The sequence below is a fragment of the Microvirga sp. P5_D2 genome (assembly GCF_054049475.1).
This window is the reverse complement of the sequence record NZ_JBFUMH010000137.1, coordinates 1-13,738: the sequence shown is the minus strand read 5'-3', so window position 1 is coordinate 13,738 and position 13,738 is coordinate 1. Positions and strand designations below refer to the sequence as shown.

At 61.3% G+C, this 13,738-nt stretch carries 14 protein-coding genes; 12 read left to right on the top strand and 2 right to left on the bottom strand.

The features are described from left to right. A partial coding sequence (locus ACXJKO_RS24020; RefSeq protein WP_457093593.1) for a LysR substrate-binding domain-containing protein occupies positions 1-931 on the bottom strand: 931 nt, incomplete at its 3' end. Between the two features lie 165 nt (positions 932-1,096). Here ACXJKO_RS24020 and ACXJKO_RS24015 point away from each other — a divergent pair. The 10 genes from ACXJKO_RS24015 (at position 1,097) to ACXJKO_RS23970 (ending at position 10,969) form a co-directional block, all read left to right on the top strand. Beyond that, a complete protein-coding gene (locus tag ACXJKO_RS24015; RefSeq protein ID WP_457093591.1) occupies positions 1,097-2,134 on the top strand; it encodes an ABC transporter substrate-binding protein in 1,038 nt (345 codons plus the stop codon). Positions 2,135-2,219: 85 nt separating this feature from the next. Then, positions 2,220-3,272, top strand: coding sequence for an ABC transporter ATP-binding protein (locus ACXJKO_RS24010; RefSeq protein WP_457093590.1), 1,053 nt, complete (start codon positions 2,220-2,222; stop codon positions 3,270-3,272). A gap of 14 nt (positions 3,273-3,286) precedes the next feature. Next, complete coding sequence (locus ACXJKO_RS24005; RefSeq protein WP_457093592.1) at positions 3,287-4,192, top strand: ABC transporter permease; 906 nt, start codon at positions 3,287-3,289, stop codon at positions 4,190-4,192. Then, on the top strand, positions 4,189-4,995 hold the full coding sequence (locus ACXJKO_RS24000) for an ABC transporter permease (protein WP_457093589.1): 807 nt from the start codon (positions 4,189-4,191) through the stop codon (positions 4,993-4,995). Before ACXJKO_RS24005 ends, ACXJKO_RS24000 begins: the two co-directional genes overlap by 4 nt. 11 nt (positions 4,996-5,006) lie before the next feature. Further along, positions 5,007-6,143, top strand: coding sequence for an NAD(P)/FAD-dependent oxidoreductase (locus ACXJKO_RS23995; RefSeq protein ID WP_457093588.1), 1,137 nt, complete (start codon positions 5,007-5,009; stop codon positions 6,141-6,143). A 42-nt stretch (positions 6,144-6,185) separates the two neighbouring features. Continuing rightward, positions 6,186-6,482 (top strand): (2Fe-2S)-binding protein, encoded by a 297-nt coding sequence (locus ACXJKO_RS23990; protein WP_036364934.1) that lies wholly within the window; start codon positions 6,186-6,188, stop codon positions 6,480-6,482. Further along, positions 6,479-7,900, top strand: coding sequence for an FAD-dependent oxidoreductase (locus ACXJKO_RS23985; protein ID WP_457093587.1), 1,422 nt, complete (start codon positions 6,479-6,481; stop codon positions 7,898-7,900). The genes ACXJKO_RS23990 and ACXJKO_RS23985 overlap by 4 nt, the downstream gene beginning before the upstream one ends. Continuing rightward, positions 7,897-9,009, top strand: coding sequence for an NAD(P)/FAD-dependent oxidoreductase (locus ACXJKO_RS23980; RefSeq protein ID WP_457093586.1), 1,113 nt, complete (start codon positions 7,897-7,899; stop codon positions 9,007-9,009). Before ACXJKO_RS23985 ends, ACXJKO_RS23980 begins: the two co-directional genes overlap by 4 nt. 26 nt (positions 9,010-9,035) lie before the next feature. Beyond that, entirely contained in the window at positions 9,036-9,380 is a 345-nt protein-coding gene (locus ACXJKO_RS23975) for a RidA family protein (RefSeq protein ID WP_457093585.1), read from the top strand. Positions 9,381-9,532: 152 nt separating this feature from the next. Continuing rightward, positions 9,533-10,969: an NAD(P)/FAD-dependent oxidoreductase gene (locus ACXJKO_RS23970; protein WP_457093584.1), complete on the top strand. Its 1,437-nt coding sequence runs from the start codon at positions 9,533-9,535 to the stop codon at positions 10,967-10,969. 102 nt (positions 10,970-11,071) lie between these two features. Here ACXJKO_RS23970 and ACXJKO_RS23965 read toward each other — a convergent pair whose 3' ends face one another. Next, the gene (locus tag ACXJKO_RS23965; RefSeq protein WP_457093583.1) at positions 11,072-11,464 is read right to left on the bottom strand and encodes a hypothetical protein; all 393 of its coding nucleotides are present in this window, start codon (positions 11,462-11,464) and stop codon (positions 11,072-11,074) included. A gap of 443 nt (positions 11,465-11,907) precedes the next feature. Here ACXJKO_RS23965 and ACXJKO_RS23960 point away from each other — a divergent pair, with 443 nt between their 5' ends. Both ACXJKO_RS23960 and ACXJKO_RS23955 read left to right on the top strand, forming a co-directional pair. Further along, positions 11,908-12,885, top strand: a complete 978-nt coding sequence (locus tag ACXJKO_RS23960; RefSeq protein ID WP_457093582.1) for a phosphatidylglycerol lysyltransferase domain-containing protein — start codon at positions 11,908-11,910, stop codon at positions 12,883-12,885. 191 nt (positions 12,886-13,076) lie between these two features. Beyond that, positions 13,077-13,667, top strand: coding sequence for a hypothetical protein (locus ACXJKO_RS23955; RefSeq protein ID WP_457093581.1), 591 nt, complete (start codon positions 13,077-13,079; stop codon positions 13,665-13,667). Positions 13,668-13,738: the final 71 nt, after the last annotated feature.

Here is a 13,738-nt window from a genome sequence, read left to right as displayed (position 1 = left end):
TCCGCACTGCTTTCGGCGTGGCAGAGCGGATTGACGTTTCCATGGCTCGCACGTGTTCCGAGAACGCTTCGACGAATTCTTCTGCAACAGGCGAAGGACGACGCTGCGGCGGGAAGACTGCCGCAAACTCGAATTCGATGCGCGGTATGAAGGGACGGGAGACGACGCCGCGCGACGCAAATTCTGCGGCCGTGAAAGGATCGCAGATAGAGATACCGAGTCCTGATGAAACCATGCCGCACATGATTTCCGACAGTGTCGTCTCGATCCGAAGAACGCGTGAGATGCCGTGCTTGGCAAAAACGCTGTCGATCAAGTGTCTGCTGCTGCTGCCTGGCGTCAGCGAAATGAATGTTTCGCCCTCGAAATCGCGGGGACGCAGCACCGACTTGACGCAAAGATGATGTCCTTCCGGGAGTATGGCAACACGCGGCAGCGTCGGCATGCGGATGGTGGGAAGTCCTGCATGCGCCATCGGCGCCTCTGCGAAGCCGAGGTCGCACTGGAGGTTCAGCACCCAATCGATCACGAGTGGCGAAATCACGCCAAAGAGGGTGAAGCTGAGGTTGGGCCTGTCCCTGAGAAAATGGCCGGCGAAGCGCGGCATGAAGCCGTTGGCCAACGCCGGCAGGGCGGCGACGCGCAGCATCCCGGTACGTCGTGTTCGGATTTCCTCCGCCGCAGCGGAGATGCGGTCGAGACCGGAGAACGAGCGCTCGACTTCGGCGTAGAGGGCGGTCGCTGCGGCGGTCGGCACGAGGCCGGTGCCCCGTTTTTCGAACAGGGGCATTTTCAAAAGTGACTGAAGATCACGGAGCAGGCGACTCACCGCCGGTTGGGTGATCCCCATCATGCTGGCCGCAGCGGTCACGCTGCCTGAGAGCATGACCGCTCGAAACGCCTCTACCTGCCTCAGATTGATTGCAGCCACGCTGCCTCCCTTCATAACATTCAGGCATGAAGATGATGCCATTATGCATTTGACGATCAATATACGACTTGGGATCGTTGGTCACCGTCGCTGCTCGTCGGCGGACTAATAAGAGGGACATCTTCGTCAGTTTACTGGCGATCGAAAGAAGAGGAACAGAATTACATGAAGATTTCCGGCTTGTTTACCGCAGTGAGCCTTGCTGCGCTCRCCATGTCCGCCGCTCCCGTGGCTGCACAGCAGAAAACTTTCTATGTGGCGGGATATGGCGGGTCGTTTGAAAAGACCATGCGCGATGAAGTCATCCCAGAGTTCGAGAAGAAGCACGGCGTCAAAGTCGAGTACATTGCCGGCAATTCGACCGACACTCTGGCCAAGCTGCAGGCGCAGAAGGGCAATCAGCAGATCGACGTCGCTATCGTTGACGACGGCCCGATGTACCAGGCAGTCGAGCTGGGTTTCTGCGGGAAGATCAACCAGCTGCAGACTGGCGATCTCTATGATGCTGCGCGTTTTAAGGACGATCGTGCCGTTGCAATCGGCATCGTTGCGACGGGCCTGATGTACAACAAAAAGTTCTTCGAAGAGAAGGGCTGGACCGCGCCGACCTCGTGGAACGATCTCAAGGATCCCAAGTACAAGGGCCTGCTTGTTATCCCGCCGATTAACAACAGCTATGGACTTTACACGCTCCTAATGTTCGCGAAGATGAACGGCGGCGGTGAAAAGAACATCGAGCCTGGCTTCGAGATCATGAAGAAGGACGTCAATCCAAACGTGCTCGTTTACGAGCCGTCACCGGGCAAGATGACGGAGCTCTTCCAGTCTGGACAGGCTGCCCTCGCCGTATGGGGCACGGCTCGCGCACAGGCCTTCGCCAATACTGGGTTCCCGGTTGAGTTCGTCTATCCAAAAGAGGGAGCGGTAACGCTGCTCGTTACGGCCTGCCCGGTTGAGAAGGCGAATGCCTCTCCAATCGCCTCCGAGTTCGTCAAAGCGATGCTCGAGCCGAAGATTCAGCTCACCTTACTCAAAGATTACGGCTACAGCCCTGTTAACAAGAAGGTTGAGGTGCCGGCGGAGTTGGCCAAGATGGCGCCGATCGGCGAGCGCGCTACCAAGCTCTACAATCCCGATTGGATGGCGATCAATACCAAGCGCGAGGAATGGACGAAGCGTTGGAACCGTGAGGTTGAGCGCTGATACGCAGAGCGCCAGACTTGCTGTCCGGCCTCGCCCACAATCGGGGCCGGACTTCCCTTCTACTCCAGAGGATCTGACCGAGCGCATGTCCTTTCTCGAACTCAACCGTGTCTGCAAACGCTTCGGCGATCATGTGGCCGTCGAAGACGTATCCCTCACCGTTGCCAAGGGTGAATTCATCTCGCTGCTCGGGCCATCGGGCTGCGGCAAGACCACGACGCTGCAGATGATTGCCGGCTTCGTGGATCCGTCTGCAGGAGCCATCAACCTGAACGGGCGCGACCTTGTGAGCGTGAAGCCCGCAAAGCGCGGCCTCGGCATCGTGTTCCAGAGTTATGCTTTGTTCCCCCACATGACCGCTGCGGAGAACATCGCCTTCGGGCTCGAGATGCGGGGCGTTCCGCGAGCCGAGCGTGAGGTGCGCGTGCGTGATGTACTGGCAATGGTTGGGCTCGCTGGATACGCGGATCGTCATCCACGCCGCATGTCCGGTGGACAGCAGCAGCGCGTTGCCCTGGCGCGTGCCCTTGTCATCAAACCAGATGTGCTCCTGCTCGATGAGCCTCTCTCCAACCTCGATGCGAAACTGCGCGAGGACATGCAGATCGAGCTCCGTCAAATCCAGCGCAGCATCGGCACCACCACCGTTCTGGTGACGCACGATCAGACCGAAGCCATGGCGCTCTCGGATCGCATCGTCGTGATGAGCAAGGGCCGTATCGAGCAGATCGCCACGCCACACGAGGCATATGAGAGGCCGGCCTCTGCGTTCGTTTCTCAGTTCCTCGGTAAGACCAACGAATTTCCGGGAGAGATCGACCGGCGTGCCGCATCGCCGCGTCTCGTCGCCGGCTCCTGTCAATGGCCGGCGCCCGCTGGGGTTTCCGGCCCTGTGACCGTCACTGTACGTCCGGAGAAGGTCGGCTTCGGTAGCGAATCCGACAGCGGACTCAAGGCCCGGATCACGAACCGCATCTTTCAGGGAAATCACTGGCTGTTCCAGTGTGAAACCGAGTGCGGCCCAGCGATCGTCGTGCGCCAGAACACAGGTGAGGCGCAACCAGCCGAGGGCGAGAACGTTCGCCTCGTCTGGCGCTCCGAGGACATCGTGATCCGTCCGCGAGGAGGGGTTAGATGAGCACTTCCGCCTCCATGACAACGGTACAGGAACCGCCTGCTCGCGCRCCTGCCAAGGAGGAGCGCTCCGGCGCACGGGCGCCGTGGCCGCTGCTGCTGCCAGCGCTCATTCTCTTCATTGCCGTCGTGATCGTACCACTCGCCATGACGGTTCTGCTCTCATTCCACAACTGGGGACAGTACACAGGCATCCAGTTCGTGATCACCCTCAAGAACTGGCAGGAGATCTGGTCGGACCCGTACTTCTATGAAATGTTCGCCCGGACTTTCCGGGTCGCGGCGCTGGCGACCCTCGCGGCTGCCATTCTTGGCGCGCCCGAAGCCTACATCCTGAACCGTATGCGCGCGCCCTGGAAAGGTTTATTCCTGCTCATCATCCTCGGGCCGCTCCTCATTTCGGTTGTTGCGCRCACGCTCGGATGGGCCTTGCTCTTCGGTGGGAGCAACGGGGTCGTCAACAAGGCCTTGATGTCGATTGGGCTGATCGGCTCCCCCATTCCGTTCATGTTTACGGAAACCGGAGTCGTCGTCGCGMTCGCCCATGTTATGATGCCATTCATGGTTCTGTCGGTGTGGGCCGCATTGCAGCGGGTCGATCCCCAGATCGAGAATGCAGCGCTCTCGCTCGGTGCCGGGCAAATCACGATCATGCGCCGGATCATCCTGCCGCAGATCATGCCGGGCGTGCTTTCCGGCGGGATCATCGTGTTTGCGCTCTCCGCAAGCGCTTTCGCAACCCCATCGATCATCGGCGGCCGGCGTCTCAAAGTTGCGGCCACGCTCGCCTATGACGAGTTCCTCAACACGCTCAACTGGCCGCTTGGCGCAGCCGTGGCTGTGCTCCTCCTCGTTGCGCTCGTGCTCATCATCGTCGGCAGCAACGCGATCATCGAGCGGCGCTATTCGGAGGTGTTCCGATGAGTCGCAATGRTCCTGTCGCTCTAATTTTCCACAGCCTCTTCGTGATCTTCATGCTTGCGCCGATCGTTGTGGTCTGCCTTGTCGCTTTCACGCCAGAAGGCTACCTGTCCCTGCCCACGAACGGTTTCTCGCTCCGGTGGTTCCGTACGATCGCCGCTTACCCTGAGTTCATCAACGCCTTCTGGGTCAGCCTGTGGATCGGCGCGGTCTCCTCCGTCGTCGCGCTCCTGTTCGCAGTGCCTGCGGCTCTTGCAATCGCGCGCCATCAGTTTCGTGGTCGCGAGGCATTGTCGGCCCTGTTTCTGTCTCCGCTGATGATCCCGCACGTCGTGCTCGGCATCGCGTTCCTGCGCTTCTTTACTCAGATGGGGCTTAGCGGCACCTTCACGGCCCTTCTCATCGCCCACGTCGTCGTGGTGTTCCCGTTCGCTCTGCGCCTGACCCTGGCCGCTGCAACGGGCATGGACCGCTCGGTCGAAATGGCGGCCGTGTCTCTCGGTGCCAACAACTGGACGCTGTTCCGCCGGGTGACCCTCCCGCTCATCCTCCCCGGAGTTGTGAGTGGCTGGGCGCTCGCCTTCATTCAGTCGTTCGATGAGGTCACCATGACGGTGTTCCTCGCTGCGCCGGGTGTCGAGACGCTTCCGGTGCGCATGTTCCTCTACATCCAGGACAATATCGACCCACTTGTGACCTCGGTCTCCGCAAGCGTGATCGTGATTACGATGCTCGCACTCATCCTGCTCGATCGGTTCTACGGCCTCGAGCGGGTGCTCGCCGGACATAGCGACCGCGGGCGGTAAGGAGTAGCTCAATGCGTAACAGTTACGACGTCGTCGTGGTCGGCGGAGGCCTCCTGGGCTCAGCCATTGCCTGGGGGCTCGGCCGCATCGGCCAGAAAGTCTGCGTGCTCGACGAGGGAGACATCGCCAAGCGCGCGTCGCGGGCGAACTTCGCCTTGGTCTGGGTGCAGAGCAAGGGGCTCGGCATGCCAGCCTATACCGGCTGGACCATGCAGGCCTCGGACAGCTGGCCGAAGCTCGCAGCCGAACTGCGCGACCAGACCGGCCTCGACGTCTGCTTCCAGCGCAATGGGGGCTTTCATCTCACGCTCGGCGAAGAGGAGCTGGAGCAGCGCTCGGTGCTGCTGAAGCGCTTGCATAACCAGCCCGGCGCTGTCGACTACAAAATGGAAATTCTCGGCCGCGAGCAGGTCGCAAAGATGCTGCCGCATATCGGTCCGGAGGTGTCGGGCGGAAGCTTCTGCCCCTACGACGGACACGTGAACTCGCTGCGCACGTTCCGCGCGCTGCATACGGGCATGGCGAAGTTCGGAGTCGATTACCGTCCGGAGCATCCTGTCTCCGACATCAAGTACGTTCAGGGTGAGTTCCAGCTTACGAGTCCGAAGGGTGAGATCCGAGCCGGGAAGATCGTTCTTGCTGCAGGTAATGCGAACCAGACGCTCGCCCCGATGGTCGGGCTCGAAGCCCCCATGGGCCCCACGCGCGGGCAGATCGTCGTGACCGAACGGACGATGCCCTTCCTGCCCCATCCCCTTACGACGGTTCGGCAGACGGACGAGGGTACGGTCATGATCGGCGACAGCAAGGAAGACATGCTGGACGACACCGTCCTGAACCTCCCGATCAGTTCCGTCATGGCCGACCGGGCGCAGCGTATGTTCCCGCTGCTCGGTCGGTTGAACGTCGTGCGATCCTGGTCCGGCATTCGCGTAATGCCGAAGGATGGGTTCCCGATATACGACCAGTCCGAGACGTGCCCCGGCGCGTTCGTCACCTGCTGCCACTCCGGCGTGACGCTTGCTTCCAATCACGCTTTTGAAATTGCCCCGATGGTGGCAGCGGGCACGCTCGACAAGAACAAGCTCGGCGCGTTCTCGGCCAAGCGCTTTCAGCAGTCGGACGTACGGACCAGTGGATACTACTGAGCCGGAAGGGATAGGGCTGACGCAGGGCCTGGGAGACGATGAATGTTCAAGCGATTTGATGATGACACCAGGAAGACGGTCGAGATCTTCGTCGACGGTCGCCCGGTCATGGCGCGAGAAGGCGATACGGTTTCAGCCGCTTTGCTGGCATCCGGCCTCGATGTGCGAAGGGAGACGGCGGTGAGCGGGGCGCCACGCCTCCCGTATTGCATGATGGGCGTATGCTTCGATTGTCTCGTGACCATCGACGGGATGGGTAACCGACAGGGCTGTCTCGTTCCCGTGCATCCCGGCATGCAGGTTGAAATCCAGAAGGGCAAGAGAGAGATCGGCCGATGACCAACAATCGTCCAATGCGCGATGAGTACGACGTCGCCGTCATCGGCGCGGGGCCCGCAGGACTTGCGGCTGCGAGCCTGGCCGCTCAGTCCGGTCTTTCCACCCTGCTACTCGACGAAAACCAAGGGCCTGGCGGGCAGGTCTGGCGTGGCGTCACGTCGACGCCGGTGAAGGAGACGCGCTTGCTCGGTGACGACTACTGGGCAGGCTCGAAGCTTGTCGAGGAGGTGCGCGCGAGCGGCGCTGAAATTCTGCAGGGCGCGACGGTGTGGAGTCTCGATCGGCACTTAGAGATCGGCATCTCGATCGGCGGCGGATCACAGTTCATCCGAGCCAAGCGTGTGATCCTCGCAACGGGCGCTCTCGAACGCCCGTTCCCGATCCCCGGCTGGACATTACCGGGCGTGATGACTGCGGGCGCGGTACAGACTGCGCTCAAATCCTCCGGGCTGATACCCGATGGCAAGACGGTCGTCGCGGGGCAGGGGCCTCTCTTCTGGTTGCTGACGGCGCAAATCCTGCGCATGGGCGGGCGCATCGATCTTGTGTTGGACACAACGGAGCGCCGCAACTATCTCCGTGCCCTGCCGCACGCGGCGGCATTTCTGACATCGCCTTACTTCCGCAAAGGTCTCGCGATGATGCGGGAGGTCCGGTCCAAGGTGCAGGTCGTGGGTCGCGTTACAAAGATCGAGGCCTCTGGTCAAGGCCAGCTCGAAAGCGTCACCTATGAGGCAGGAGGCCGGAATGTCCGTGTCCCGGCGGACCTGTTGCTTCTGCATCAAGGCGTTGTGCCGAACGTCAATCTGGCCATGTCCGCTGGGGTCAAGCACCGGTGGGATGATATCCAGCTCTGCTGGTCCCCCGTTCTCGACGCCAATGGCGGCACTTCGGTCGAAGGCATTGCCGTCGCGGGCGACGGTGCCGGGATCGGCGGTGCGCTTGCCGCTGTGGAACGGGGCCGGATCGCCGCGCGGGCCGCTGTCGAGGCCCTCAGGCCGCAGGCCGGCGCAAAGGCCCCGAGCATGGAAACCCTCAGGGCTTCCTTGGCAAAGGCTGAGCGTGGGCGGACCTTCCTCGACATTCTGTTCCGGCCGTCGAAGCAGTTCCGGGTTCCCGGAGGTGATACGATTGTTTGTCGCTGCGAGGAGGTCACCGCGCAGGACATCCTGGATTCCGTGGCAATCGGCGCTACCGGTCCGAACCAGCTCAAGGCCTATCGCCGCACAGGCATGGGTCCGTGCCAGGGGCGCCTTTGTGGGCTCACGGTGACGGAGCTGATGGCCGAAGCCCGCGGCAAGGCTCCCGAGGAGATCGGGTACTATCGTCTGCGCGCGCCGGTGAAGCCCATCACGCTGTCGGAGCTTGCCTCTCTTCCCAAAAACGAGAGCGCAACGAAGGCTGTGGTGCGCGGATGACCGTGAGGGCAGACGCGATCATTGTCGGTGGCGGTATTCACGGTTGTTCGACAGCCCTGCACCTCTGTCTGCGTGGTCTCCGGCCCGTCCTGATCGAGAAAGATTATGCTGGCCGGCATGCCTCAGGCGTGAATGCCGGCGGGGTGCGTCAGCTGGCCCGGCATGTCGCGGAGATCCCTCTCTCGATCCGCTCCATGGACGTGTGGGAGGGGATCCAGGAACTCGTAGGTGACGACTGTGGCTTCGACAGTCATGGTCAGGTGCTTGTTGCCGAAGACGATGAGGAGCTTGAGGCCTGCCGTTCCCGCGTCGCTGATCTGAACCTGCGCGGCTTTACTCATGAAGAGCTGATCGACGCAAAGGAGTTGCGTCGTCTCGTTCCTGCCGTCGCTGAGACATGTCCAGGTGGGGTGGTGTCACGGCGCGACGGTGCGGCCAATCCGGCACAGACGACAACCGCCTTCCGCCGCAGGGCGGAGCAGCTCGGAACCATCGTGCGCGAGGGAGTTGCGGCAACCAATATCCGCAAGGACGGTCAGCTCTGGCGCGTCGACGCGGGCGGCGAGGCATACGAGGCTCCCGTGCTCGTCAATGCCGCCGGCGCGTGGGGCGGGCGCGTTGCCGCTGCCTTGGGCGAGCCGGTGCCGGTCGAGACGGTTGCGCCCATGCTGATGATCACATCGCGAGTGCCCGAATTCATCAGGCCGGTAGTAATCCTGCGAGGACGCAAGCTCTCGTTCAAGCAATTTGCGAATGGAACCGTGTTGATCGGCGGTGGATACCTCGCAACTCCCTACCTGGACACCGGCGAGACAGTTCTGGACTGGCGCAAGCTCCAGGAGAGCGCCCGCACGGTGTGGGAGCTTTTCCCGGTCATGCGCAATGCGACGGTCGTCCGGGCTTGGGCCGGGATCGAGGCGCGGACGGCGGATGACCTTCCCGTCCTCGGCCCGAGTGCCAAGCATGAGGGACTTTTCCACCAGTTCGGATTCTCGCTGCACGGGTTCCAGCTGGGACCAGGAACCGGCGCGGTCATGGCGGAACTCATCGCCATTGGAAACACGAACACACCGATCGACGGCCTGCGCATTGAGCGCTTCGCCACCTGATTTTTTTAACCTGAGAGGATAAGACGATGATCCAGAGAAACATCCGCACACCGATTATGCATCGCGCGGTCGAGGCGAATGGCTTCGTTTACATCGGGGGCACGATCGCCGATGACACGAGCGTGTCGATGGGCGAGCAAACCCGCAACATCCTGGGAAAGATCGCCGGATATCTGAAGGAGGCCGGTACGGACGCGACGAAGGTCGTCGCGGCGTCGATCTTCGTTACCGACCTTTCTCAGAAGAAGGAAATGGATGCGGTCTGGACCGAGTTCTTCGGCGACAATCTGCCGGCACGGGCCACAGTCGGCGTTGCCGATCTTGGAGGCGGCGCCTTGATTGAGGTCGTCGTGACCGCCGTCAAGGGCTGAGCCGGTCGAAGGATTGAAAGAAACGCTTCGGCGGATGAAAAGCAGGCTCCCGGCCCTGTGCGGCCGGGGCCTGTACCAGGGCTTCGCCCGCAAGGCACCTCCTCCAGTTGGAGGATGGGGCGCTGCCAGCAATGCAGGGACGAGGGCAAGTTGTGGATCAAGCAGAACATCCGGCGCCCGTGAGCCCCTCAGCCACGTCCTGGTGGCTCGACGAGGCCTTGCAGAACGAGCGCAATGCCCCGCAGGCGCCTGTCCTTATCGGTGAAAAGCAATGCGACGTGGTCATCGTGGGCGGTGGTTTCACGGGGCTCTGGACCGCGCTGACTCTCAAGGACAGGCAGCCAAGTCTCTCGATCACCCTCATCGAAGCCTCGATCTGTGGGGCAGGCGCGAGCGGCATGAACGGAGGCAAGGTCCACGGTTATTGGAGCGCATTGCCAGGCATGGTGAAAACCATTGGGGACGATCCGACGCTGGCTGTCGCCCGTGCCGGCACCCGCGCCCAAAGCGCCATTCGGGCCTTTGCGACGGAACGCGGAAGAGATGTCTGGTGGCGGGAAAGTGGGAACCTCCGTGTTTCGGCAGCAGCCGCACAGGATCGCAAGATCGACGAATACGTGCATCAGGCGCAGCGGCTCGGCGTACCCGATACGGCCATTCCGCTCACGCCCGCGGCATTGCGGGCGCGCGCCAACTCGCCTGTCTTCCGGGGCGGCCTCTTTTTCCCCGAAGGGGCGAACGTCCATCCGGCACGGCTGGCGCGTGAGCTCAGGGCGGCTGCAATCAGGGCGGGGGTACACATCCACGAACACACCAAAATGACCGGCCTGGACCCGGGCCAGCCCTCACGGGTCCGCACGTGCAAAGGCGCCATTATCGCTCGCGAGGTCGTGCTGGCGACTAATGTCGCGCTGGCAGCGGAACCGTCGATCCGGCGTCACATGAGCATCTTCTCGAGCTATGCGCTCATGACCCACCCCGCGCCTGGCGCCATCGAAGCCATGGACTGGAGGAGTGATGAAGGCATCGCCGACCTGCGCATGTTCGTTCACTATTTCCGCAAGACACCGGATGGCCGCGTTCTGATGGGCTCAGGCTCGGGGCCGATTGCGTACGGAGGGGCGGTCGGAACGCCGTCGCTCAGGCAGGACCGGCCAAGCGTAGGCCGTGCGGAGCGCGGTCTCAGACGGCTCCTGCCCGCGTTAGCGAGCGTGTCGGTTGAGAGAGCCTGGGGAGGACCAATTGATGTGTCCTCGGACCGGCTGCCTTTCATCCGGACGCAGCCTGCAACCCGTGTTCACTATGCCTGCGGCTTCTCCGGGCATGGGGTGAACCCGACCTATATCGCGGGTCAGTGTTTGGCATCGCTCGTACTCGGTGTGCGGGACGAATGGTCGACACTGCCGCTTTGCACTCGCCCGTTGCCATCGCTCCCGCCGGAGCCTTTTCGGTATGTCGGCGCGCGTGCGATCCGGTGGGGCATCATCAACGTGGAAGAGGCTGAAGAGCAAGGGCAGAAACCGTCGCCCGCAGCCAGCGTTGTTGCTGTGCTGCCGAAAGTCCTTGGCTTGAGGATCGGCACCCGATAGGCGAGGCGAAATCTCTCTCGCTTGCTTGCTTGCTTGCTGAGGAAGACGAACTCCCATGAAAAAGGTCCGTAACTGCGGAATGAGAGGACCTTCACTTAACCTCTAGGTTAAAGTCGTTCCTATGCTGCTAACTGGCTCGATCGCTGCCAGCTGGTTATGGTTCAGTCCGGGGATGTTGTCCGCCCATCCATTGAGAGCCTCACGCTTTTCTTTGGCGTAGGTCGCGCGGTTATAAATTCCGGCGACACCTGCTTTATGGCCAGAAACGTGGTTGAGGATTGCCTCGACCACATGGGGGAGGGTGCCCGTCTTCGCTATGCGCGTGACCACCGTGCGCCGCAAGTCATGAAGCCGCCAGGGGCGCATCACTGCCCCGGCTTTCGCGATCCAGGCGTCCAGGCGAGTTTTCGACTTCGACCACCCGCTGAAGCCGCCTTGGCCCTCGCCAAAGACGAATTCTCGGCCTTCACGGCGGGGATGCTTACTGAATCCCATATGATCAGGTTGAATGCCAGATTGTGGATCTGGGGGTCCCCTGTTCAAGCCAGGGCGGCTGTACCACTTCAAAGCCGAGCGCTTAAGCCTCCAGGTTCGGTGCCTGCCTCGCACGAAGCAAGTTGCTCGCAAAGCAGGCCAAGCCCTTCTATTCCCGCCTTACATGCTCCTCCCTTATGACGTCGTTCGTGGATGTTGTTCTGCGTTTCGCCGACGTGCTTATCCCCAGGCGCCACGATGGGGCTACCTCAGAAGGCTGCCTAACATCGCGAGGGGTCTCTGGCTAAACTGATGCATCGTTGGTGAAGTGGGCGAGGGTGACGAATGATCTCGATCGGCAGTGCAGCCGTCCTATCCGCTTCACATCCCGGCCTGCATTCAAGGCGCGGGAACGGCTTGGTGACGTATCGCGACAGGTCTTGGCAAGCGCATTGGAGATCATGATGACCCTCGCTCTCGGACTGGACACGGCATCAATCCAGCAGGATCGTTCCCCATTGCCGATGGTGGACAGGGATGTCGTGTCGGACGATCTCGCGTCGATCAAGCTTGAAGATGCCGATACCTTCCTTGCCGCCATGGAAAGCGCGCGGGTCAAGGCGGCGGCTTATTTCTTCCCCCACCTGTATTTCTCCGGGCAATCCAAGTCGCGGATGCTGCGCTGGGAGCGACATGCCGAGTCCATACTTCTCTATCAGATCCGCCGGCAGAAGGACGGATCGGAGATGAAGATGTATTGTCCGCCGTTTCCCTTCGATACCGCAGCGATGCGGCACGGGATGCAGCGGATGCGGGACTTCAACGGCGATCGCCCGGGCCGGATCGTCTACGTGCAGCAGGACGAGGCGCTTCGGGTCGCGCGGGAAGGTTTTGCGATCACCTTGAAATCGGAAGAGTTCATCTATGACCGTGCGTCTGTCGCGGCCCTGGAAGGTGCTAGATTCGCCAAGTTGCGGCAGGAGCTGTCGCGCGCCCTCAGACAAGGTCAGGTCGAGATACGGCCTTACACCCCTGCGGATCGCCCTGCCTGTCTTGCCCTCACGGATGCATGGAGGGAGAGGCTCGTCGCCAGGGGCATGAAGGTCGGCGCTGCATATGACGTCACCACGGCCTGCCTGACCATTGGCCATCATTTCCAGCCGCCCCTGCTCATCGGAATGGTATTGGAAATCGACGGCAAGCTTGGCGGTTTCGGTTTTTCAGGACAACTGACATCCAGCATGGGATGTAACTATGTTTGTGTTACAGACCTCGCTTACCCAGGGTTGACGCTCATTCTGCGTCAACGCGTCATGGGCGAATTCCCTCACCTCGTTCACTTTAACGATGCTGATGACGCAAAGCGTCCGGAACTGCGCGCCTCGAAGCAGCGGTTCAATCCGGTGGAGCTGTACGGAGTCTTCAAGGCCACGCAGCAATGAACGACAGGAGATCGTGGCCGATCTCCAAGTGCGCATGATGCTGCATTGCGGGCCATAACAGCGCCTCTAGACGAAATTTGCACGTTTTCTTGACACCGGCCTTCTTCCAAATCGCGCTCGTGAACTAAATGAGTCCTGATCGCGTGTCGGGACTAAACTGGACAGTTCGCGCTGCTTCATGAGGTGCCATCATGACAGAGGATGAGGTTGAGGCCGTTGCTCGTGCCTTATATGAGAGCCTGGAGAATGCGCGCGGGTGGGGTCGTGAGCCCGAGCTGCTCAAGCAAAAGTTCCGTCGACATGCCCGGATTGCGATTGCCACCATCGATCAGCGCGAGGCCCTGACGTCGCCTGCAATCAAGCCGCTACGTCTGTCGGGGCCGCTGGAGGCTTTCCTAGGCTATCTGATGGTCGTGCCGGAGATCAGCATTCTCCCGGCATCGAGCTTCAGGGCCGTGCTGCGAGGTCCCGAGCATATCTTTGACGCGGCCAACGACGAATACTTCAAGGTCGTCGGTCACCGAGAGCTGTTCGACGTGCCGGTTCGGGACGCGTTTCCCGATCTTGCAGGGCAGGGCTATTTCGAACTGCTGGACCGCGTCTATGCAACGAAGCAGACCTTCATCGGCGAGGTCATGCCTGTCAGGTTTCAGCTGAAACCGGGCGGTGCGCTGGAAGAGCGCCGTGTCGATCTGGTTTACCGCCCCATCGAAGGGCCAAATGGCGAAACGCTCGGCTTGTTCGTCGAGGGCTGTGATCGAACCGTATGGGGACGAGCCTAGACCTCTTGTCGTCACAGGCAGCTCTGTTGCGGAGAAGATAATGAAAACCCCGCCCGATCATGCCGATCATC

Coding starts and splice junctions, on each gene's coding strand:
- ACXJKO_RS24010 (WP_457093590.1), top strand. CDS start 2,220: ATGTCCTTTCTCGAACTCAACCGTGTCTGCAAACGCTTCGGCGATCAT.
- ACXJKO_RS23995 (WP_457093588.1), top strand. CDS start 5,007: ATGCGTAACAGTTACGACGTCGTCGTGGTCGGCGGAGGCCTCCTGGGC.
- ACXJKO_RS23990 (WP_036364934.1), top strand. CDS start 6,186: ATGTTCAAGCGATTTGATGATGACACCAGGAAGACGGTCGAGATCTTC.
- ACXJKO_RS23985 (WP_457093587.1), top strand. CDS start 6,479: ATGACCAACAATCGTCCAATGCGCGATGAGTACGACGTCGCCGTCATC.
- ACXJKO_RS23980 (WP_457093586.1), top strand. CDS start 7,897: ATGACCGTGAGGGCAGACGCGATCATTGTCGGTGGCGGTATTCACGGT.
- ACXJKO_RS23975 (WP_457093585.1), top strand. CDS start 9,036: ATGATCCAGAGAAACATCCGCACACCGATTATGCATCGCGCGGTCGAG.
- ACXJKO_RS23965 (WP_457093583.1), bottom strand. CDS start 11,464: ATGGGATTCAGTAAGCATCCCCGCCGTGAAGGCCGAGAATTCGTCTTT.
- ACXJKO_RS23960 (WP_457093582.1), top strand. CDS start 11,908: ATGACCCTCGCTCTCGGACTGGACACGGCATCAATCCAGCAGGATCGT.
- ACXJKO_RS23955 (WP_457093581.1), top strand. CDS start 13,077: ATGACAGAGGATGAGGTTGAGGCCGTTGCTCGTGCCTTATATGAGAGC.